Annotated in this window: 18 protein-coding genes and 1 pseudogene; 13 read left to right on the forward strand and 6 right to left on the reverse strand. The window is 69.4% G+C overall.

What is annotated here, in order from left to right:
- Positions 1–136 precede the first annotated feature (136 nt).
- The 5 genes from ACGFML_RS29245 (at position 137) to ACGFML_RS29265 (ending at position 4,937) form a co-directional block, all read left to right on the forward strand.
- Positions 137–340 (forward strand): cold-shock protein, encoded by a 204-nt coding sequence (locus ACGFML_RS29245; RefSeq protein WP_010985872.1) that lies wholly within the window; start codon positions 137–139, stop codon positions 338–340.
- A gap of 342 nt (positions 341–682) precedes the next feature.
- The gene (locus ACGFML_RS29250; protein ID WP_393548597.1) at positions 683–2,197 is read left to right on the forward strand and encodes a DEAD/DEAH box helicase; all 1,515 of its coding nucleotides are present in this window, start codon (positions 683–685) and stop codon (positions 2,195–2,197) included.
- 305 nt (positions 2,198–2,502) lie between these two features.
- Entirely contained in the window at positions 2,503–2,877 is a 375-nt protein-coding gene (locus ACGFML_RS29255) for a hypothetical protein (protein ID WP_393548598.1), read from the forward strand.
- Positions 2,878–3,380: 503 nt separating this feature from the next.
- Positions 3,381–3,647: a hypothetical protein gene (locus tag ACGFML_RS29260; protein WP_393548599.1), complete on the forward strand. Its 267-nt coding sequence runs from the start codon at positions 3,381–3,383 to the stop codon at positions 3,645–3,647.
- A 411-nt stretch (positions 3,648–4,058) separates the two neighbouring features.
- Positions 4,059–4,937, forward strand: a complete 879-nt coding sequence (locus tag ACGFML_RS29265) for a class I SAM-dependent methyltransferase (protein WP_393548600.1) — start codon at positions 4,059–4,061, stop codon at positions 4,935–4,937.
- 87 nt (positions 4,938–5,024) lie between these two features.
- On the opposite strand, the gene ACGFML_RS29270 is transcribed toward ACGFML_RS29265, so the two are convergent.
- A protein-coding gene (locus tag ACGFML_RS29270; RefSeq protein WP_393548601.1) for an IS5 family transposase occupies positions 5,025–5,956 on the reverse strand; the annotation gives its coding sequence in 2 pieces (ribosomal slippage) (positions 5,025–5,597 and positions 5,600–5,956; 930 coding nt in all).
- A 319-nt stretch (positions 5,957–6,275) separates the two neighbouring features.
- Here ACGFML_RS29270 and gcvH point away from each other — a divergent pair.
- Positions 6,276–6,668 (forward strand): glycine cleavage system protein GcvH, encoded by a 393-nt coding sequence (gcvH, locus tag ACGFML_RS29275; RefSeq protein WP_393548602.1) that lies wholly within the window; start codon positions 6,276–6,278, stop codon positions 6,666–6,668.
- Between the two features lie 66 nt (positions 6,669–6,734).
- On the opposite strand, the gene ACGFML_RS29280 is transcribed toward gcvH, so the two are convergent.
- On the reverse strand, positions 6,735–6,929 hold the full coding sequence (locus ACGFML_RS29280; protein WP_393548603.1) for a hypothetical protein: 195 nt from the start codon (positions 6,927–6,929) through the stop codon (positions 6,735–6,737).
- A 336-nt stretch (positions 6,930–7,265) separates the two neighbouring features.
- Between ACGFML_RS29280 and ACGFML_RS29285 the strand changes: the two genes are divergently transcribed.
- Positions 7,266–7,880: a hypothetical protein gene (locus ACGFML_RS29285; RefSeq protein ID WP_393548604.1), complete on the forward strand. Its 615-nt coding sequence runs from the start codon at positions 7,266–7,268 to the stop codon at positions 7,878–7,880.
- 152 nt (positions 7,881–8,032) lie between these two features.
- Here ACGFML_RS29285 and ACGFML_RS29290 read toward each other — a convergent pair whose 3' ends face one another.
- The gene (locus ACGFML_RS29290) at positions 8,033–8,605 is read right to left on the reverse strand and encodes a GNAT family N-acetyltransferase (protein WP_393548605.1); all 573 of its coding nucleotides are present in this window, start codon (positions 8,603–8,605) and stop codon (positions 8,033–8,035) included.
- Positions 8,606–8,811: 206 nt separating this feature from the next.
- On the opposite strand from ACGFML_RS29290, the gene ACGFML_RS29295 reads away from it, so the two are divergent.
- Both ACGFML_RS29295 and ACGFML_RS29300 read left to right on the forward strand, forming a co-directional pair.
- Positions 8,812–10,863 carry a PE-PGRS family protein gene (locus ACGFML_RS29295; protein WP_393548606.1) on the forward strand — a complete coding sequence of 684 codons (2,052 nt, stop codon included), beginning with the start codon at positions 8,812–8,814 and terminating at the stop codon, positions 10,861–10,863.
- A 647-nt stretch (positions 10,864–11,510) separates the two neighbouring features.
- Positions 11,511–12,110, forward strand: coding sequence for a hypothetical protein (locus tag ACGFML_RS29300; protein ID WP_393548607.1), 600 nt, complete (start codon positions 11,511–11,513; stop codon positions 12,108–12,110).
- An 11-nt stretch (positions 12,111–12,121) separates the two neighbouring features.
- Here ACGFML_RS29300 and ACGFML_RS29305 read toward each other — a convergent pair whose 3' ends face one another.
- Both ACGFML_RS29305 and ACGFML_RS29310 read right to left on the reverse strand, forming a co-directional pair.
- Positions 12,122–12,997 (reverse strand): NAD(P)H-binding protein, encoded by an 876-nt coding sequence (locus tag ACGFML_RS29305; RefSeq protein WP_393548608.1) that lies wholly within the window; start codon positions 12,995–12,997, stop codon positions 12,122–12,124.
- A 234-nt stretch (positions 12,998–13,231) separates the two neighbouring features.
- Positions 13,232–14,038 carry a nucleotidyltransferase gene (locus ACGFML_RS29310; RefSeq protein ID WP_393548609.1) on the reverse strand — a complete coding sequence of 269 codons (807 nt, stop codon included), beginning with the start codon at positions 14,036–14,038 and terminating at the stop codon, positions 13,232–13,234.
- Between the two features lie 142 nt (positions 14,039–14,180).
- Here ACGFML_RS29310 and ACGFML_RS29315 point away from each other — a divergent pair, with 142 nt between their 5' ends.
- The 3 genes and pseudogenes from ACGFML_RS29315 (at position 14,181) to ACGFML_RS29325 (ending at position 18,255) form a co-directional block, all read left to right on the forward strand.
- A complete protein-coding gene (locus ACGFML_RS29315) occupies positions 14,181–14,711 on the forward strand; it encodes a DUF3995 domain-containing protein (protein ID WP_393548610.1) in 531 nt (176 codons plus the stop codon).
- A gap of 342 nt (positions 14,712–15,053) precedes the next feature.
- On the forward strand, positions 15,054–17,678 hold the full coding sequence (locus ACGFML_RS29320) for a hypothetical protein (RefSeq protein WP_393548611.1): 2,625 nt from the start codon (positions 15,054–15,056) through the stop codon (positions 17,676–17,678).
- A 143-nt stretch (positions 17,679–17,821) separates the two neighbouring features.
- Positions 17,822–18,255: pseudogene (locus ACGFML_RS29325) on the forward strand (ankyrin repeat domain-containing protein).
- 404 nt (positions 18,256–18,659) lie between these two features.
- On the opposite strand, the gene ACGFML_RS29330 reads toward ACGFML_RS29325, so the two are convergent.
- Positions 18,660–19,733, reverse strand: a complete 1,074-nt coding sequence (locus tag ACGFML_RS29330) for an aKG-HExxH-type peptide beta-hydroxylase (protein ID WP_393548612.1) — start codon at positions 19,731–19,733, stop codon at positions 18,660–18,662.
- 617 nt (positions 19,734–20,350) lie between these two features.
- Here ACGFML_RS29330 and ACGFML_RS29335 point away from each other — a divergent pair.
- The gene (locus ACGFML_RS29335; protein ID WP_393548613.1) at positions 20,351–20,800 is read left to right on the forward strand and encodes a hypothetical protein; all 450 of its coding nucleotides are present in this window, start codon (positions 20,351–20,353) and stop codon (positions 20,798–20,800) included.
- Positions 20,801–20,961 lie beyond the last annotated feature (161 nt).

Raw genomic sequence — 20,961 nt, forward strand, 5'->3', positions numbered from 1 at the left:
CCAGAGACTTCAGGTGCTCACCGACTCCGTCGACGAGTGCCCTTTTCATTTCCGGGTTTCCGGAGGGGAAATCATCGCAGCGACTCCGGGTTCGCAAGGTGCGGACTCCGGGCACTGCCCCCAAGGGAGATTCAATATGGCATCTGGCACCGTGAAGTGGTTCAACGCGGAAAAGGGTTTTGGCTTCATCGAGCAGGATGGTGGCGGCGCTGACGTGTTCGCCCACTACTCGAACATCGCCACCTCCGGCTTCCGTGAGCTTCAGGAAGGCCAGAAGGTGAACTTCGACGTCACGCAGGGCCAGAAGGGCCCGCAGGCCGAGAACATCGTTCCCGCCTGACGCTGACGCGTAACGCGTAGCTGGGGCCCACACCCATGGTGCGGGCCCCAGCTCGTTACCTTGCTTGCGCCCGTCGGGTTCGACGGGGCTCGTGAACGGCAGCAGTATCTGCCGTATCGCCTCATTCTTTGACCGGGCAACAATCTGGCCCGGCCTTCGCGCCCGAATACCGAATGCCGTCCTTTTCGGCTCGTATTCCGGTGCTCTTTTCAAGACAAACCGAGTGCCAGCGTCGGCCCGGATTTGTTGGTCTTTTTCTTCGGCTCGGTCTTGCGAATCCTCATGCGGCTCATGCTGCTGGGGGTAATTCCTCGATACGTGCCGCATCGAGGAAGGTTCTGTATGAACCGCACTGCTCGCACGAACGACAGCTCCTACAGGTCCCGTTCCGGCGCCGCCGCCAGCTCCGGTCGGGGGGGCCGCGGACGCCCGCAGGGCACGGGCCGTGGCGGCCCGTCCCGTTCGGCCACGGGCGGGCGATCGGGCGGTCATGGCCGTCGTCCCGCCACGCTCCACGGGGAGTTCGCGATGCCGGTCTCCAGCACCGCGTCCCTGCCGGCCGTCGAGGCGTTCGCCGAGCTCGACCTGCCCGACCGCCTGCTGGCCGTGCTCCGCTCCGAAGGCGTGACCGCGCCGTTCCCGATCCAGGCGGCGACACTGCCGAACTCGCTGGCCGGCCGGGACGTACTGGGCCGTGGACGCACGGGCTCGGGCAAGACCCTCGCCTTCGGCCTCGCCCTGCTGGCCCGCACCGCCGGGCAGCGAGCCGAGCCCCGGCAGCCGCTGTCGCTCGTCCTCGTCCCCACCCGGGAACTGGCCCAGCAGGTCACCGACGCGCTGACCCCCTACGCCCGGTCGCTCCAGCTGCGGCTCACCACCGTGGTCGGCGGCATGTCGATCGGCCGTCAGGCGAGCGCGCTGCGCGGCGGGACCGAGGTCGTCGTCGCGACCCCCGGCCGACTGAAGGACCTCGTCGACCGGGGCGACTGCCGGCTGAACCAGGTCGCCATCACCGTTCTCGACGAGGCGGACCAGATGGCCGACATGGGCTTCATGCCCCAGGTCACCCAACTGCTCGACCAGGTACGGCCCGAGGGGCAGCGCCTGCTGTTCTCCGCCACCCTGGACCGGAACGTCGACCTCCTGGTCCGCCGCTATCTGACCGATCCGGTGGTCCACTCCGTCGATCCCTCCGCAGGCGCGGTCACCACGATGGAGCACCACGTGCTGCACGTGCACGGCGCCGACAAGCACGCCACCACTACGGAGATCGCCGCCCGTGACGGACAGGTGATCATGTTCCTGGACACCAAGCACGCGGTGGACCGACTGACCAAGGACCTCTTGGCCGTCGGTGTACGCGCCTCGGCCCTGCACGGCGGCAAGTCACAGCCTCAGCGCACCCGCACCCTGGCCCAGTTCAAGACCGGCCACGTCACGGTCCTGGTGGCCACCAACGTCGCGGCCCGTGGCATCCACGTCGACAACCTCGACCTCGTCGTCAACGTCGACCCGCCCAGCGACCACAAGGACTACCTGCACCGGGGCGGTCGCACCGCCCGCGCCGGCGAGTCCGGCACCGTCGTCACCCTGGTCCTGCCCGAACAGCGCCGCGGCATGAACCGTCTGATGGCCGACGCCGGCATCACACCGCAGGTGACCAAGGTCCGCTCGGGCGAGGCCGAACTGAGCCGTATCACCGGTGCCCAAGCGCCGTCGGGCGTACCCGTCACCGTCACCGCCCCGGCCGCCGAACGCCCCAAGCGCACCGACTCGTCCACCCGCGGACGACGGAGCCGCCCCGCCCGAGGGCGCCGCCGCTCCTCCCCGTCCTCCAACAACAACACCGCCGCATAGCCGCGGTCGGAGCCGGGCCGGAGGCCGATGAACGGTCGGCGGCACAGGCATGACCGCAGAGTGATGCCATGGACGCCTCGGGGCCCCAGGTCGACCACCACAGGATGGTCGACCTGGGGCCCCGTCCGTAGTCATCGGTGGCAGCGTCGAGCGCCTGCTCCGCCAGGTTTGACGCGGGCCTCTGACCGGGCCCCATGGGCGACGAGAACGGCCACACCCTCGTCAACTCCCCTTCTCCCAGGGAACGGCACGACTCCCCGCCCGGCGCGGGCGTGATACGCGCCTGGCCTATAGAATCAGCGTCCATGTCGAAGCCTGATGAACTGCTCGTTGACATCGCCGCCAAGGTGGAGTCGGAGCAAACCAATCAGATGCCCCTCACCGTCGTGGTCCATGGGGCTGTCATCACGGGCCGGCTGGTGCCCGCGACGGTGTGGAGTCAGCGAGTGGCCGAGGTCCTGAGGGCCTCTGACCAACTCGGACCGTTTGCCGGCACTTTCGCGGCGCTGCCTGAAGATACGGGCCCTCAGCGGACCGATCCGCCCTCCTACTTGCACTTCCATGTCGCCCGGATCCTGCAGGGCCCGATGGGCATCCCCGAAACGGGTGGGATGTACCGGATCGCCATCAAGGACGTGAGCGCCTGGACGGTCGGGGACTTCAGCTACTCCGACCAGTGAGCGCTCCGGTCCGGTCGGCCGGCTGTAGGCCGATTTCGGCCGGGCCGGAGCCTCGCTCGCACCACGGTTTGCTCCCATGAGCGGAGGGAGCCCCCTTCGCTCTTCCGTTGCCGCCAGGTTCGGGGCGAGGCAGGCAGCCCGAGCCTGGCGGCTTTCCTACCGGCCAAGTTGAGGACCGCGCGGCGGACGCCGGGGCTGCGCAAGAGGCGGCGCGGTGAGCGGTGGCGTCGGCGGAGTCCAGGGGCTCGTCGACGTCGTCGAGGTCCTCGCCGACCGCGGTGGCAGACGCATGCGCGTACTTCGCGCGCTCGCCGGCCGGGCCCGCTATGACCGGGAGAGGGAAACCTCGTGGAGACCGAGCAGGCCGGACGTGCGCCCGGGGACGGGGACGCGCTGCGTGCCGACTCCCTGGCCCGCGAGAGCTTCTCCAAGGCATCAGTCACAGGATGCTCGGCATGCGTCGAGGGCGGGCGATTGTCAGTGGTGGCTGCGAAGGTAGCGCTATGGACGAGCTGATGCGCGGCCGGGTCTACGGCGCGGACCATGACAACCCCGACCCCGGGCCCCAGCCGGGGCACAGCTACCGCGAACTGGTGGGCGGCCCGCTGGACGGCCTGCTGCTCGATGTCACCGGCCGCAGCGGCGCCGAACTGAAGGACGGTGCGGCCTTGGCCACCGAGATCGGTGCACACGGAGCCGGTGGGCGAGCTGTGTATGCACCCCGCCCGACGGACCCGCAACGGTGGGACTGGCACGGCGACATCCCATGACCACAACGACAATCCTGGCGGATGCCCAAGCGAAGCGAAACGAAACGAAGCGAAGTGAATGGAACGGAATGGAACGGAACGGAACGGAACCCATATCCCTGTGGCCCGGTCCGCAGCTCGGCGGCACCGACCGCCTCACTCGCGGATACCGTGCATGCCCAGCAGGCGGTCCAGGGACGTCCGGGCCCCGCTGGAGGGCCGTATTCCCGGCGCCCGTCCGCGGACCTGTAGCCCGTAGCCCGCTGCGAACGGTTCGTAGCCTCGGCCGCACCCACGGCTACGACAGGAAGGTGTGGATTACCCCGGCCATACTGGAGGGGTCCCGTCGCAGGAAGCGGCGGTCATCGAATCGACGGGCGGCGTCCCGCCGCTCGCATGATGCCTCCAAGGCAAGGAGGCGGTGAGCGCCGTATGTGCGCACGCGCCCAGCTCGGGCCCGGTGAACAGCCGCCGGCGTTCTCCGCCGCAGCAGGCCATTACGGGGAGGACGTCTTCCGGCCCGAGCAGACCGGCGAAGACGATCGCATCGATCTCGGCGCGCTCACCTACGACGACGTGACGATGGCCCGCCTGAGGTACCTGGGGGCCGGGCCGGGCTGGCGCTGCCTCGACGTGGGGGCCGGCACCGGAACCATCGCCAAGCGACTACTGCACGAGGCCGGCGTCGCGGCAGTGCTCGCCGTCGACCGCGACGTACGCTTCCTCGCTGCCCACCCTCTGCCGGGCCTTGCTGTCATGGAGTCGGACATCACCGCTCCGGATTTCCGCCCCGGCCGGTTCCATCTGGTCCACGCCCGGTTCGTTTTGATGCACCTGCCCGCACGGAGGCGACTGATCACCGAGCTCGCCGAACTTCTGTCCCCCGGAGGGGTGCTGGTGCTCAGCGACGCCGTCGACCTGACCACCGCGACGGCGCCCCCAACGCCGTACACCCGGGTCATGCAGGCCATGTGGCAAGGGCTGCGGGAGAGCATCGGCACCGACGTCTCCTGGGTCCTGGACTACCCACACCTGCTGCGCGCTGCTGGGCTCGGGTCCGTCGGCGCCGAAATCCAGGTACCGCCTCTGGCACCCGGAAGCCCCATCAGCCGCTTCTGGTCCGGAACATGGGACCGGGCGCGGCAGGCGATCGTGGCCACCGGGCTGGTGGACGACGTGGCGGTCGACGAGGCGGTGCGGTATCTCCACTCGCCCGACTGTGCCGACCTGTCGCCCGGAATGATCACGGCCTGGGGATGGCGGTCCACGGACCCCCTCCACGAGGACTCCGTCGGCAGCGCCGAGCTGTAGCACGTAGGGTCGCGTACACGGGTCGCGTACACGGGTCGCGTACACGGGTCGCGTACACCGCCAGTGACCTAGGCGCTGTTTCTCGGATCATGTGCGGAGCCAGATGATGAGGGCCGCGAGGGTGACGGTGCCGAGGTAGATGTAGGCGCGTTTCTCGTAGCGGGTGGCGACGGCGCGGAAGCCCTTGAGGCGGTTGATGGATCGTTCGACGGTGTTGCGTTTCTTGTATCGCTCGCTGTCGAAGCCGGTGGGCCGGCCGCCGCGTGAACCGCGGTTCTTGCGGTGTCTTTGCTGGTCGAGGCGTTCGGGGATGGTGTGGCGGATTCCGCGTCGTCGCAGGTAGCGGCGGTTCCTCCGGGATGTGTAAGCCTTGTCGGCCAGGACATGGTCGGGCCGGGTGCGGGGCCTTCCGACCCCGATACGAGGTACGGCGACCTGCTCCAGGACACGCTCGAACTGTGGCCCGTCACCGTAGTGTCCCGGTGTCAGGAGGAGGGCGAGAGGTCGGCATCGTCCGTCGGCGGCGAGGTGGATCTTGGTGGTGAATCCGCCGCGGGACCGTCCCAGGCACTCGCCGACCTGACCACCTCCTCCAGCCGGACCACCAGTTTCCGCAACACCGGATCGACCGGGTTCGTCCCCCGAACGTGCCCCTTTTGAGGATCGGTGGCCGTCGACGCCTTCCTCGCGCCGGCGGCGTGCTGGTGGGCCCGCACGACAGTGGAGTCCACCGACACGTCCCAGTCGATCCGGCCCGCAGCGTCCTCGGCGGCCTGGATCTGAGACAGCAGCATCGTCCATGTTCCATCAGCGGACCAGCGGCGATGGCGTTTGTAGACGGTCTCCCACGGCCCGAACCGTTCCGGCAGATCCCGCCACTGCACACCGGTCCGGACCCGGTAGAGCACCCCGTTGATGACCCGGCGGTGATCACTCCACCGGCCCCCGCGAGCACCACCAGGAGGCAGGAACGACTCCAGTCGATCCCACTCCGCGTTCGTCAGATCCCCACGGCCCATACGGCAAGCCTCACCCCAACACCCCACTCACGTCAGGAGATCCAAGAAACATTGCCTAAGGGCCTTGCGCGGGGATCAGGTCGGTCGCCGGGCCTCGTCCTCTCGGCGGGCATCTCCCCGCTTCCCCCTCTGCCTGCGCTTTCCTGCTGTTGCTGTTGCTGTGTCAGACGAGCGGACACGCACCGACCGGGGGCCGTGGGACTCACCTGTCCGGTGGAAGAGTCCGGTCCGATTCGGTGCGTTGCAGCCGAACTCGCCTCTCAAGCAGGCTCACCGCGCGATGGTTGGTCCCGGACAGCTGAGGCATCGAGGAGGCGACATGGCGAACGTGGTGCAAGACCTCAAGTACACCAAGGATCACGAGTGGGTCAGGGCCGAGGGGAACCAGGCGACCATCGGCATTACGGACTTCGCGCAGCGCCAGCTCGGCGACGTCGTCTTCGTGGAACTGCCCACTATCGACGACAACCTTCAGGCCGGCGAACCGTTCGGGAGTATCGAGTCGGTCAAAGCCGTGACCGAGGTCTACATGCCGGTCAGCGGCAGGATCAGCAAGCGCAATGAGGCACTGGACGGCGAACCGGAGTTGGTCAACACCGACCCGTACCAGGACGGCTGGCTCACGGTGATCACGATGTCCGACCCGAAGGAACTCGAGGGCCTGCTCACCGCCGCCGAATACGAGGAGTACCTCAAGGCGGAGTCGGAGTAGCCGTTCATCGCAGGACGGGATCCCGGGCGCTCCGAACAGCGATCTCGGACGTGTCCGCCGGGTGGGTCACTCCGCGTCGGGTTCCGGAGGCGTGACGAGGTACAGAGAGGCGGGCCGCGATACGTCGGTGGCGTGGTCGCAGGGGGCGCCGAGACCACTGTCGGCGGAGCGGCCCTCAAGGGCGGCGAGGGCCTGGCCATGGGTTTCTCCGGTGATCGTCATCCGGATACGGGCCAGGCTTTCGAGTTCATGGTGCGACACCCCCGTAGCGTAAGCCGACCGAGCGCCCATAAAGGGCGTGGTGTCACTTTCAACTATGCGTGGTGGTGGCGCTGTTGAGTACCAGGTGCGCGTGCTCGTGTGCCGGCGGCGGCGTTCGCACCGGCCGTGAGGGGTGAGGGGCGAGGGGGAAGGGGACGAGGGGGAAGGGGCCGGACCCCGGGCCGGGGAGCCTGATCCGTCTGACGCGGGTCGTGGCCGGCTCCCCGGATGGCCGGATGGCCGGACGGTTGGATGACTGGACGGAAAATTGAAGGTGACGTGCGCATGTCGTGGGCATGGTTACGATCGGACCTCCCCCCACGAAAGGGCACGCCCATGAAGAGGACATCCGTCCGCAGATTCGCCTGCCGCAGTCTGCTCGCCCTCAGTTGCGTGACGGCGATGACCGTCCCGACCGCGAGCGCCGCCGAGCGCTTAGCGCACACGGCCGGGCCGGCCGAGCGGGGTGCGGGCTGCGTCGTTGTCTATTTCGACCTCGGTGAGACGCTGGTGCACACCGCCGACGACAACAGCGTGCGGTACTCGCCGAAGGCGGCCGCCTACCTGCGCGAGCTGCGGGCACGTCACATCCCCGTCGGTCTGATCACCAACGTTCCGTCCTCCTGGGGCTCCACGGACGCCGAGCGGGCGGCGGAGCTGAAGAAGGTCATCGGCAAGGACTGGCAGGACTCCCGACCCTTCGCCTGGGCGGACTTCGGGGACCGGATCTTCACCCCGCGGACCGAAGCGGAACGCAAACCCGCGCCCATCCTGTGGAAGCGGGCGAAGAAGGCCGCGGGTTCCTGCCGGGTGGTCTACCAGGCGGAGACCGCGGAGGAAACCCGCGTGGGGGCCGCCCAGGGGTACGTCGCCTATCAGGTGGGACGCCCATCGTGGCCCGCATACCTGCCGGTTGCGGTCATCGAGGCGATGGCCCGGCTGCCCCGATGACCTGATCCGAGGGTTCCCCCAGAGGTCGGCGGCGCCGGCTGCGACCAGCGACTGGCGGCGGTGTGCTTCGCTCGCACCGCCGCCACCTCGCCGCCGCCACCTCGCCGCCGCCGACGACCAGTTGATCATGAGCGAGTTCGTAGGACACGGACTTACGATCTCTGCCTGCCCGCCCGCCACTCCGGTGCAAGCACGGACCAGATCTCCTCGTCGTGGCGCTTCTCGCGGTACAGGTGGCTCTCCCGCAACACGCCGTCCTTCCTCATCCCGAGCCGCCGGGCCACGGCGATGCTGGCCTCATTGGCTGCCGAGACCCACCATTCCACGCGGTGGATGCCCCGTTCCTGGACGGCCCAGTCGATGATCACGCGTGCGGCCCGGGTCACGAGTCCCTTGCCCACCGCCGACGGCTCCAGCCAGCAGCCCGCCTCGGCGGTTCCCTGCTCCACATCCATCCGCCGGAAGAGGACCGCGCCGACCAGATTGGCGTCCCTGTGGCCGTCCGTCCAGATGCCGTAGAGCCGACCGGTGTCGGCTGCCGCCTTCTCCGCGTATGCCTGGAGGAACGCTCGGCTCGACGCCAGGTCCGTGACGACGTCGGGTAGGCCGTTGTGCTGCCCGATGAATTCTCGTCCGCGGTCGACGTGGGCCGGGAACTCGTCGGCCTGCCATGGTTCGAGGGGGCGCAGCTCGGCGCCGTCGGCGCCCAGGGATATCGCGTACATCGCTACCTCTCACGACCGAAACACCGCCCATACGGCGCGGTGATCTTCTCACGGGCGGAGTCACGGGTGGAGTCACGGGCGTCTCGGCGCCTGCTACTTCGGCGGGGCGAAGGGCGCCAACCGGGCCCGCGACGGCACCGTTGAAGCACCGCAGAGGCTGAACAGGTGGACGAGGCAGTGAACCCACTCGGGCAAGATGGGCTCCCATGACGGGTGGGAGAGAGACGTTCGTGGATCTGTTGCGGCGGGCCGGGCTGGAGAACGTGGGGGACGGGCGGACCGAGGGCGTGTCGCAGCCCTGGGCCGCGTGGCGCCCGATCATCTCGTTCGAGGCTCAGCCGACGGTCGCTGTGCGATCGGACCGGCCCGACCTGGTCGACGAGGTGAACGCGCAATGGCATCGACTCGCGGTCGAAGGCGGGGTCATCAACGACGACGGCGAGTTTCTCATCGACATCGACATCGACATCGACATCGCCGGCAGCAGGCCTGGCTGCGGGCCCGGACGCTGGACGCGAGTCCGGCTCAACGACGAGTGGGACCTCGCCGGAGTACTGGGTGAACGGCCGGGCCGGCCGGAGTTCGTCACGCTTTCGGTAGACGGAAACAGTCTGCTGGGGGCAACCACCGAGGAGTACGAGGTCTGGCTCATCGCAGTGGACCGGATCGCGCAGCGACAGGAGGCAGCTGCGCAGAAGGCCGCCGAGGAAACCCCGCAGGAGCGGTCAGCCGCCTGGGAAGCGCTGTTTCGGGGGCCGGGTCCTGCGAAGAGGTTGCGCGAGGGGTGGGCGCACGGGCTGGCGCTCAATCCGGCCACGCCCGAGGACGTACAGATCGGCCTGCTGGGCCTGTCGCATTCCCTGCTGTGGAGGCAGCTGCCGACATCGGTCGTGGAGGCAGCGATGGCCCACCCGGAGTGGGAGGTACGGCAGTTGCTGGCCGAGGCACAGTCGAACCTCACGGACGACCAGTGGGCGCGCCTGATCCTTGGCGAGCACAACGCCGGGCGCCGATGGATACTCACCATGCTGGCTGCGGAGCGGCGGGCCACTCTCACCGATGCCGCGTACGAGCAGCTCGCCGCCGACCCATCCGCCCAGGTCCGCGAGGAGACGACACGCCTCCACGGCCTGCCCACCCCCTTGTCGACAGCTCTGGCAGCCGACCCCGAGGCGACAGTACGGGCCGCCGCCTGCCCGGGAGCCTGGCCGCATCTGGAGGACCAGGCCCGGACGGGGCTCCTCGGCGACCCCGACAGCGCGGTCCGCGCCGCAGCACTGCTCCGGCACTATCAAGATCACCCACTGCCCCGGTCCGTCTTCGACTCCCAGAACTTCAGCGTGCGGGCGACGGAGACCTGTCGTCTTGAGCGCGACCTCGCCGAACACCTGGCCCGCCACGCCGATCCGGCCCAGCGCCGCTCCCTGGCCCGCAATCCGGGCCTCGTCCCGGACCTGGTCACCCTCCTCGGCCGGGACCCCGACGAAAGCGTCCGTTTCGAGGTCTCCCAGCGCCCCGACCTCACCGAGGAACAGCGGGCAGGCATCCTCATCGACTTCGATCCGCGCACCTGCTGTCACCCCCTCGACTGGGTCCTGGCGCTGCACGACGACCCCGACGCCATGCGTCGCCTGGCCGCTTCGTCCCATCCCCTCGTGCGCAGAAGCGTCGCCCGCGCCAGGCACCTGCCGCCGGAGGTCGTCGCACTCCTTGCCCGGGACGAAGACCGTGTCGTGCGGCTCTTCCTCGCCGAGTCCTGCGACGACGCGCCTGCGGACATGCTCCTGGAGGTGTGGCAGTGGTGGACCGGCAGCTTTTCCTGCCCCGATCGTCCACACGGCCATCCCCGCTTCCCCCGCCGCGGCCTGCTGCGGTACGCCGAGGACCCCAACCCGAGGATGCGTCAACTGGCCCTGGACGACCCGGATTCGACGGTGGAACTGGTGGAGCGATTCAGCCGGGACCCCGAGGAGGAAGTGCGACGCCGGGCCGCGACCGATCCGCGTCTGACGGCGGCCTCGGCGGTACGTCTCCTCGACGACGCCGAGGAGCGGGTACGCCGCGCCGCCGCCAGGCACCCACATCTGCCGGCGCGGGTTCTGGTTCGGTTGCTGCGGGACACCGACACCGCACGGGACGCGGCCGGGCATCCGGCACTACCCGTCCCTGTCATACGCCGGATGGTTTTGCGCTGGAGTCTTCGCGAGGCGGAGGAAGAGGGGCTCCGACCCCGGTCTCCTGAGGCTGGTAGCTGGTAGCTGGTAGCTGGTAGCTGGTAGCTGGTAGCTGGTAGCTGAGAGCAGAAGACCGAAGGCAGTGGGGCGACGGGCGACGGAGCCGCGGGGGCAGAAGTCGTATGCCTTACCAGGCTTCGTGGGGCGATGTGCTGGGGGAGCTGTTGTCCGCAGGCAACAGCTCCACGTCAACGAAGGTGCGCGGCGGCTGCGTCAGCCGAGCTTCGACGACTGATGGGGACGACCCCGGGCTCTTCGTCGTCGTATTCAGCGCCTACGTATGGTTCGCTCCCGGTGTATACCGGTTCCACGAACACGTTCGTGTAATCGGGCTTGTCCGGGCGGGGGAGGGGCGGGTTCATTCGGGCTCCGGGCTCGTGGCTGAAAAAAGCAGCAGATGCTGGTTGCCGCGATGATGCGCAAAGGCGCCGGACGGCGGTTCGCATCGCATCACATCGCGACCTGTCCGCGAATTATCCCCTGCCGAGAGGGGTCAGTCTTCCTCATTTCCTTCGTCGAACCGTCCGGAGTGCCGTGGGGCAGCCTTTTTGCCCGGCGCTCCAGTGCCGAGCCGCCTCACCGACACCGGAAAATCGTCCAAGGGGAAGACCTTCGGTCCGGGGTTCGGCCGACCGGGAGGCACACAAGGCAACGTGGGGGAGGATGGGGGTGTGACCGATGCAGGAGCAGATGACGGACGGTATCTCGACCCACGCTACCGACTGGCCTACTACTCGGACCTCATCCACGTCGTGTGTCCAGGATGCGGCGGGCGCGCCGTCGTCGTACAGCGGCCCGGTCTGCCGGATCCCCAATATATAACGGATATGCACTTCCGGCCGCGCCGGCTGTCGTGCCGACTCTGCGGCAAGACGGCGGACTGGACCGCCGCGCGTCGCAACAACGCGCTGGTCGCGGCAACGCTCGGTGGCCCCAACGACCCGTTCTTCAACCTGCCTCTGTGGCTGCAGACGCCCTGCAGCCGGAAGCTGCTGTGGGCCTACAACGGCCGTCACATCGATGTGCTGGAGGCATACATAGCCGCCGGCCTTCGCGAACGAGTCGGCTTCCCGACCATGAGCATGCTCGACTGTCTGCCGGCATGGATGAAAAAGGCCGGAAACCGCACCGCCGTCCTGAAGGCGCTGCACCGGCTGCGCCACCAGCTCGAACTGAGCGCACCGAACGACCGGTCCGACGCCGCCTGTCCTCGCCCCGGAATTGTTTGCGCCCGCCCGGTGAGGGCTCTGTACTTCCGGCCTCCCTACTGACGCACCACCGGTCAGCGGAAGTCGGCGGCGTGATCGGCCACCCAGTCACGGTAGGTGCATGCCGGTGCAGCGGTGACCGCCTCGACTGTGGACGTGAGGCGCGTGGGAGGGGCGGAGAGCATGTCGGCGTATCCGTCGAGGAGGGGTTCCACGAAGAAGTCGGGGAAGTTGTCGTCGGCCAAGAGCCGCTGACGTGCCTCTTCGCGGGACAGTTCCTGCCACCGAATCGGGCGGCCCAGCACCTCGCCGATGATCCTTACTTGCTGGGCCTGGGTGAGGACTTCGGGGCCGGTCAGCCCGTAGGCAGCCTCGTCGTGGCCGTCTTCTGTGAGAGCCCGCACGGCCACGGCGGCGATGTCCGCCTCGTGGAGGAGGGCCATGCGCACCGCTCCGTAGGCACCCTGCACGACGTTTCCGGCGCGGATCTGGTCGGCAAACCACAAGGTGTTGGCCGCGAAGGTGCTCGGGCGGACGAAGGTCCACCGAAGCCCGGACCGAGCGATGAGCCGCTCGACGCGTGCGTGCGACCGGCCCACCGGGTGCGGCTGCTGCTCGGGAGCCAGACCGTCCTGGACGGCGCCGGACGACAGGAACACCACTCGGCCGGCGTGCCGATCGATGGCATCCACGACCGTGGCCGCCGGGTCGGCATCGTGGAAGGGCCACATCAGGAACACGGAGTCGGCTCCGCCCAACGCCGCCTCCAGCGCGGCGGGGTCGGCCAGGTCGCCCTGCCGTACGTCGACCCCGTCGGGAAGCCCGGCCGCAGCGGGGTTGCGGGTGAGAGCCCGCACCTCGCCCGCGTGCCCGGCCAGGAGTTGGGACACCACCTGCCGGCCCACGTTGCCGGTCGCCCCGGTGACGAGGATCGTGCTCTTGGCAGCCATCGGAATTCTCCTTGCCTGTGCGCCCTTGCCGACGGCCGGAACCTCCGGTGCCGAGGGGCGGTTTCACGATCGGCGTGCTGGGTGGGGAGAGCCACCCAACGGGTCACAGGTGCCGGAACCCGTCATCGAACAGCGTGGAATGATGGATACCGTCTCCCTGGAGCCGACAGCCGTGCAGTGGCTGAGCCCGGTGACGGCCGAATCCGCTCCGCGGGTCATGGCGCAGGGGGTCCGTCAGGGGCGCGGGAGCTTCTCGCCGTGCACGGCTGCGTACTGGGCTGCGAGCCAGGGGCCCAGGTCGTCGATGAGCATCCCCAGCACTGCCGGACCGGATGAGGGCGCGCGGCCGACGGACGCGGCGATGTGCATCTGCTCGGCGCGCTCCGGGTAGTAGCGGCCGAAGAGTTCGGCGGACCGGTCGAGGTCGCTGGTCCAGCCGCCCCATCGGGGCATGATCAGCGTGAATCCTGTGCGGACGATGCGACGGCCGACGCCGCGGCTGAGGGTTCGGCGATCGGCGTCCGTGGCGGCCTCGGCGGCTTTGGCGCGCCAGCGGGGGAGCACGAGGGCGAGGTCGCCGTTTGTCTCGCGCGCGAGGAGCGCTGTGGGGCGGTAGCGGGGCAGCTGTTCTGCGAGGTCGTTGCCGAGCAGCGGGGTGCAGAGGCAGGCGAGGAAGAACCCGGCATCGTGACGCTCGATGTCGCTGAGCAGAACGCGTCTACTGGTCAGCAGGATTCCGACGCCATCGATCTGAGGGTATGCGCGGTCGAGTGTGGCTTCGATCGCTCTGGCGTCGGCGCGGTCGGCTTCGGTGGGCTCGTCATGGAGGGCGAGCTGGAGGTCGAGGTCGGAGACTCCTGGAGTGGCGGTGCCGCGGGGGATACTGCCGTAGAGGTAGGCGCTGTGCAGGCGTGTTCCGTCGAAGGTCTCGGCGATATGGGCGCGGGCGGCGTCGACGACGGGGACGAACGCTGCCGGCACTCGGTCCAGTGCGCCCTCGCGTGCGATCGTTCCATCGCGATCCAGCCCTCGTCCGTTCATGGGGTCACTGTGCCTTGTGCCGCTGCTTCTGCCGAGCGGATTTCGGCGAGGCTCGTCTCGGCATTCGCGCCCCGGCGCCGCCGCTGACAGGCAGAATGAGCCGACGCCGTTGATGAGGGGGTGGTGGCGTATGTGGCTGAGGATGAGGTCGTCCTGGCATTGGGGGTACGCGGCCTGCCTGTGGGCGTCCGTCTTCGCCGGATCGCACTTCTACTGGGCCTGCGGCGGCAGCCTGGGGCTGAACGTATCCGCCGGGGCGAAGCTCGCCACCGAGCGACCCCTCTGGTTTGTGCCGGCCGGACTGTGGGGTATGGGAACTCTCTGCCTTGCCGGCGCGTTGCTCGGCTGGCTCCTCACTCGGTCACTGCGGTACAGGGCGGCAAGGCGCATCCAGCGCTATCTGGGCTACAGCGTCGGCTTCGTCCTGCTGGCCAGGGGCCTTGCGGTGGAGTTCCTCCTGCTGACCAACGCGACGCACCTGGATGCCGCCGTGAGCGCGGGGCAGCGGTTCTGGACGCTGGTGCTGTGGAACCCCTGGTTCATTGTGGGCGGGTTGGCCTTCGGCCTGTCCGCGCTCGAAGCGCGAAGGCGCGATCACGCCACGTCGCCGCAGACGGGGCACCCCTCGTCCAGATCCGTGCCGGATCCTCGGACGAAGGCGTCGGCCACGTAGGTCGCCCCCGTGGTGGCGAACAGCGCCGCGGATCCCAACCACCGCGCAGCGCACCGGCAAGCGGGGGAAAGAGGGCCAGACCCCGCGCCCCGCGCTGAACCCTCCGATGCGCAGCATGCCGGCAGCAGTCCCCCCACGCCGACCGCACCCCGATCGCCGCATACGCCCTGCCGGAACGGGCGGACGACGGGACTCTGCGTACACCCTCTGGCGCTGGGAGCGCGCGCCGCGTATCGGATCTCGCGCGAACCCTTGACGTACTCCCGACGCCGCCCTAACTTCACCGCAACTCTTTTAGGCAATGGACCTGCCGAACCCTCTTAATCTTCAAAAGGTGAACGCGTGAACTGTGGACGACGGCACACGAGAGCCGGACGGCTCGTCAGCGGCGGAGTGCTGGCCGTAGTGATGGCGACGCTGTCGGGCGCGTCCGTCCCCTCGGCGGGCGCAGCCGGACCCACCGACTACGGTCCCGCGCACTGCGGATTGCCCGGACCGGCCGGCCGCTTCGCGGATGCGACGGGATCCGCCACGCTCACGGTCACCCACGTCAGCGACACCTGCCTGCGGACCTACGCGCTGCACAGTTCCGTGTCCGGCGAGCGGACCTTCAGCGAGAGCGCGGACCGGCCCACGCTTCGTTCGGGCTCGGTACTGCTGGACGGGCTGTACGCCATGGCCCACACCGAGGCGAAGCAGAATCGGGCCGACGAGGTCAGTGACGGTTCGTACAACGACGGCAAGCCGATCCGCTGCCCGGGTGGCTGCTACACCACCGGCAAGTCCTGGACCTATGTGTGGACCCGCGACGTCTCCTACTCCGCCGACCTGGGGTTGACGGCCGCGGACCCCGAACGGATGCGCAACACCCTCGCCTTCAAGCTCAGCGACCGCCGCGACGGCACCGGTGGCACCCAGATCATCCAGGACACCGGCACCGGCGGCAGCTACCCCAGTTCCACCGACCGTGTGGTGTGGGCACTGGGCGCGAGCGAGATCCTCGACTGGCTGCCGGACGGTAAGCGGGAGAAGTTCGCAGCCACGGCGTTCGATGCGGTCCGCAACACCATCGAGCACGACCGGAGGGTCGTCTACGACCGGGCCGATGGTCTCTACAAGGGCGAGCACTCCTTCCTGGACTGGCGCGAGCAGAGCTATCCGGACTGGACGAAGGACGACGTGGCGACCATCGCCACCTCACGTTCGCTGTCCACGAACGTTGTCCACTGGGCGGCGATCGACGCGGCCGCGCGCCTCGCAGGCGGTGCCGGTGACGCGGCGTCCGCCGCGAAGTACCGCGGTTGGGCCGACCGCCTCGCCGCGGCGATCCGCACGAAGTTCTGGCTGCCGAAGCGGGGGCAGTTCTCCCAGATGCTCACCACGGAGCTCGACACCGCGCCGGCGGACCGCTACGACGCGCTGGGGACGTCGTTGGCCGTCCTCACTGGGGTCGCCACGCCGCAGCAGGCGCGGCAGGCCGTCGCCCACTACCCCCAGACTCCCTACGGCCCGTCCGTGTTGTGGCCCCAGCAGCAGGGCGTGCCGTCGTACCACAACAACGGCATCTGGCCCTTTGCGACCGCGTACATGATGCGGGCGGCGGCCAAGACCGGGAACGCCGCCGTGGCCGATCTGCAGGCGCGGTCACTGGTTCGGGGCGCGGCGCTGTTCGGCACCAACAAGGAGAACATCAACGTCCTGGACGGCGGTACCAAGACCGAGATCAACTCGGACCGGCAACTGTGGAGCATCTCGGGAATGCTGTCGATGGTGCAACAGAGCATCTTCGGTATCGACGCACGGCCGGACGGGCTGCACGTCAAGCCGTTCCTGCCGGCGCAGCTGCGCGACACGTACTTCCACGGCAGCGACCACGCCACGCTTCAGAACCTGAACTACCGCGGGCACAAGCTGGACATCGCGCTGAAGCTCCCCAAGGACGAGGGCGCACAGCAGGGCGAACGCGCGGGTAGGCCGGCCCGACACGGCGCCTATCAGGTCATGTCACTGAAGCTCAACGGCAAGCGGCTGCCCGTCGGCGCGGCGCTCACCGAACAGATGCTGGCCAACAGTGACACCACGAAGCTCGACGTCGTACTCGGGCCGCCGCACGCCGGCTCCGGCGCTCCCGCTCCGAGGCCCGTGGACACCGGGTCAAAGGAAGCGTTGTACGGGCCGTCCACCCCGACCGTGCGCAGCGTCGAGCCCAAGGCCGGCCGGCTGCGGCTGTCCGTCGACATCGGCGACGAGAACCCTGCCGAGGTCACCATGGACGTCCTACGCGACGGCCATGTGCTCGCCGAGAACCAACCCGTCACCGCCGGCCGCCGGACCTGGACGGACCGCTCGTCCACGGACCTGAAGGACGTCTCGCACTGCTACAGCGTCCGGCTGCGGTACACCTCCAGCGGCAACACATCCCAGCACGCGAAGCCGCGGTGCTATCGGGGCCCGCACGACGACCGCGTCACCAAGATCACCGCCGAGCACTTCGACGTTACCGGCGGCCACCGGGCGACAGGCAAACACGGTGTGTACTACGCGGACTGGGGCACCGCAGCCGGAGACGGAATCACCGCTCGCCTCACGCCCTCGGCCGACGGTGACTACCTCTTCCAGGCGGACGCAGCAGTCGACGGCCCCGTCAACACCGGCGTCGCGAGCGGCATGAAGATGCTCCGCGTCTACGACGACACGACCGGGAACCTGGTCACCTCGCACGTCATCGCCATGCCCAACACCGGGAGTGGGAACACGGTACGCGGCTCGACCTACGCCAAGGCGCGACTGCGGAAGGGCACGACGTACCGCGTCGAACTCGTCCAGGACCCGCTGGCGGTGAACATGAGCTACTTCTCCGCCAACGCCCGCTACAACGACACCCGTACCGGCCCGTCCAACTACAGCGATGTGTACGCCCTCAGGGCCATTCTCCAGCGGCGGAGGGACCTGGCGGGCACCTCGTAGGGCTGTCCCCTCAGGCCGTTCCGCGTGGATCACCGGGCGGACTCGAGAAGGATGTGGCGGCGGTTGTCGTCATGCTGGTCGCCGCCATCGAGGAGCGAATATGCATGGCCCCGCCGCACGCCCGGCCGTCAACCTCGGCACCCATGAACGAGCGGAAGCGAAAGAAGCTCTCCCGGCGCCTCGACGTGGCAGTCCTCCTGGGCGACACCACCCGTGTGAAGGCTCTTCTGCGAGCTGGGGCCGACCCGGAGCGAGCGGACAGCGAGGGCACCACCCCGCTGTATGAGGCGTCCGTGAACGGAGAAGCAGAGATCGCCCGCCTGCTCCTGGTGTCCGGGGCCTCCCCGGACACTGAGAGCAGCGGACTCGGCGCGGAAGGCACGCCCCTCTGCGCGGCCGCATGCTGGGGGCACACCGAGACGGTGCGTGAACTGTTGGCGCACGGCGCCGATCCGAACCGTCGTGAAGATCACGGCACCGGCCGCTCCCCCTGGACTGGGCGAACGACGGCCCCCATCCCGAGACTGTCGCTCTCCTCATCACCGCGGGCGCAAGCCCCCGCGCGCAAACCGCCTAGTCATCCCCCGCTGTCCGGCGTGCGGGCCGACCCGCCACCCTGCTGCCGGACCGCTGGAAGTCACCCGACGGCCTGCGAACCCTCGCCTCCTGGGCCGCCGAGGAGACTCGTGCGCCGCACCGGTGGACTGATCGCCGCACCGGTGGACTGATCGCTGCGCCGGTGGACTGAGCGCCGCCGCCGGCTCGGCGAGAGCGCCGCCGGCCGCATGCTCCATCAACTCGCCCCGGGTGCACAGCAGTACGTTGTTCGGGTCGGCGCCCGCCGCGCTGCCGAATGGGACGGGGTACCACCGGCGGCGGCGACCGTGGACCGGGCGGCGACTCGGGCCGGTGGCGCGGCGGGGGAGTGCGGCCGGGGTCCGAAGACCTCGGGCGCCCAGCGGGCCGCCGATACGGAGACCGTCACCCGCGGCCCCAGGGCGGGCCGGTGTGCGCCCCCGTCGGCGGGCTCTCCCGCGCCAGCAGCTCGTCCACCTCGGCGCGTACCGCCTCACCGGCCGGGGTGAGGGAAGCGCTGTACCGGCTCAGCGTCGCGGCGCCCTGCCGGGCCCGGCCCAGCAGCTGCACCCGGCGGGCGGTCATGGCCCGCTGCGGCAGGTCCGCTGCCGGTGTCTCCTCGTGCAGCAGGCGGTAGAGGACCACCTGACGCGCCAGGACGACCGTCTGCTGGAAGAGGCCGGTCAGCGGCCGGGGGTCAGGACGCAGTGGGGTCAGCATGGTCGGCGCGGGGCCGGGGCCGGGCACGAGGAAGGGGGTGCCGAGTGCGGCGGCGTTGCAGCGGGTGTGCGTGCCCTCGTGCACGAGGGCGTCGGCCAGCCGGACCCAGCCGGGCAGCCCGTTGCGGCCCGTGGTGAGCCGGGAGGCGTTGACGAACACCGCGCCGTGCGTGGTGAAGTCGGTGAAGCCGTCGATGGACGGGCCGTGCAGCAGGGCGATCTGCCGCACCCCTTCCCGCAGTTCGGCCAACATCGGCGGCCATATGCGGTGCATCCGGTCCGCCGACTCGGTCAGGACTGCGGCCTGCTCGGCATCCCAGCCCCGCACCATCGAGCTTCGGCTCGCCGTGTCCGCCGGGTTCGTCATGTTGGCCATGTTGGCGGTGTCCGCTGTGCCAGTTGCGCCCGCCTGCGGGCCGCGTCCGGGCGGGAGCGAGGCGAGGGCCCGACCGACAGCCTGCTCCAGATGCGGTGCCGGGTCGGCGAGGTCGACGGGCCAGCGGCCGGCGGCGCGCCGAGGGGGTGGTACGACGGTCCCGCCGCCGCCGCCGCCGCCGCCGCCGCCGCCGGCGCCGGGCTCCGGGCCGGCGGCCGGCACGGCACCGTCTGCCTGCCCCGTCCGCACTCCGTGCGCCGCCGCCTTGCGGGCGGGATGGCGAGGCGGTCCCGGCGCAGCGGCCCCGACCTTGCGCAGCACGGCGTCGGTGGTGCTCCAGAGGGCGTCTTCGTCGCGGCGGGCGGCCACCGCGTCAGGGCTCACAAGCAACGGTCCGGTCTCCAGCGTCGTTCGGACTACGGTGTCGTTCGGACTACGGCGTTGTTCGGACTACGGTGTCGTCGGTCTCGGGCGTCCTCGATCTCCTGCTGCTCCGAGGGCTCTCTTTCCGGCGGGGCCATCCGTGACCGGCCGACGGCTCCCGTCGTCGACCGGTCAGCAGCTACCCCGCCCGTAAAAAGCCCAATGAAACGCGAGTGGGCCACCCGGCAAAAGGCGCCTTGATCAACGGGGGTGGCATCGCTCGGCCGGCTTCCAGAAAGCGCCGGAAAGGGCCGGCATCCGTCCGAAAAGCGTCTACGCCTGTTGCCTGTGTGGCGAGAATTCACGTTTGGGGTGCGGAATGCGAGGTGCATATGCCCGAGCGGCAGCTTTCTGGGTGCGAAAGCTGGCCTGATCGTCCCCACTCGCTTCAGGCGCGCCCGCCGTGGTTCCGCGGCTCGGGGCGGCTCTTGGGCCGCGCTCGACGCTTTCGCTGAGGCGGCGTCAATGCCCGGTCAATTGGGTGGCACATCGGATGAGGCCGGGTCATGCTCGAGCTTCCGTGCACTGCCCCCTCGGTGGGAGTGGTGCAGCTCCCCGAACCACCATCCCGAGGGCTCATGACCACCGCGCTTGGCCGTCAGGTCCGCCGTTTCCCGCCCGAACCCGTGCGGGCGGTATTCGTCAAAATCGTCTGCCAGACCACGTGCAGCGGCAGCCTCGCGATCATCACCATGGACTTCGAGCCGTTGGGGGAGGAGACCGGAGGGCCGGTCGTCTTCCGCTGGCCCGAGCGTGACCGTCACCAGAACCGGGATCCGAGGCGCGACCGGGGCATCCCACGGGAATGGCTGCCGCAGGAGTTCGTCGAGGCCCTCGAACAGGGTGTCCGCACTGCTCTCGACGCGCTCCCGCCGGGTGTTCGCCCCTTCGTCCGGTGCACGGTCACCGATGCACGCTGGCACGAAGTGGACTCCTCCGAGTCGGATTTCATTCGGGCCGGCGAGATGGCCGTGGAGAAGGCCCTGCGCCTCTCGCCCACGGCGACCGCCGATCCGGAACTCCCATGACCACCGCTCCCGCCCCACCGCATGCGCCCCCCTTTCCGCCCGAGCCAGGGTCGGACGTCCACATCAAGCACGCCCGCTACACATCGAGGGCAACGTGTGGCCGGCCCCTGCCCCGGACGCCGCGGAGCTGGGCGCGGAAGGTGGCGTTTCACGCCCGAGGG

Source organism: Streptomyces sp. NPDC048650, assembly GCF_043199095.1.
Classification (GTDB): Bacteria; Actinomycetota; Actinomycetes; order Streptomycetales; family Streptomycetaceae; genus Streptomyces.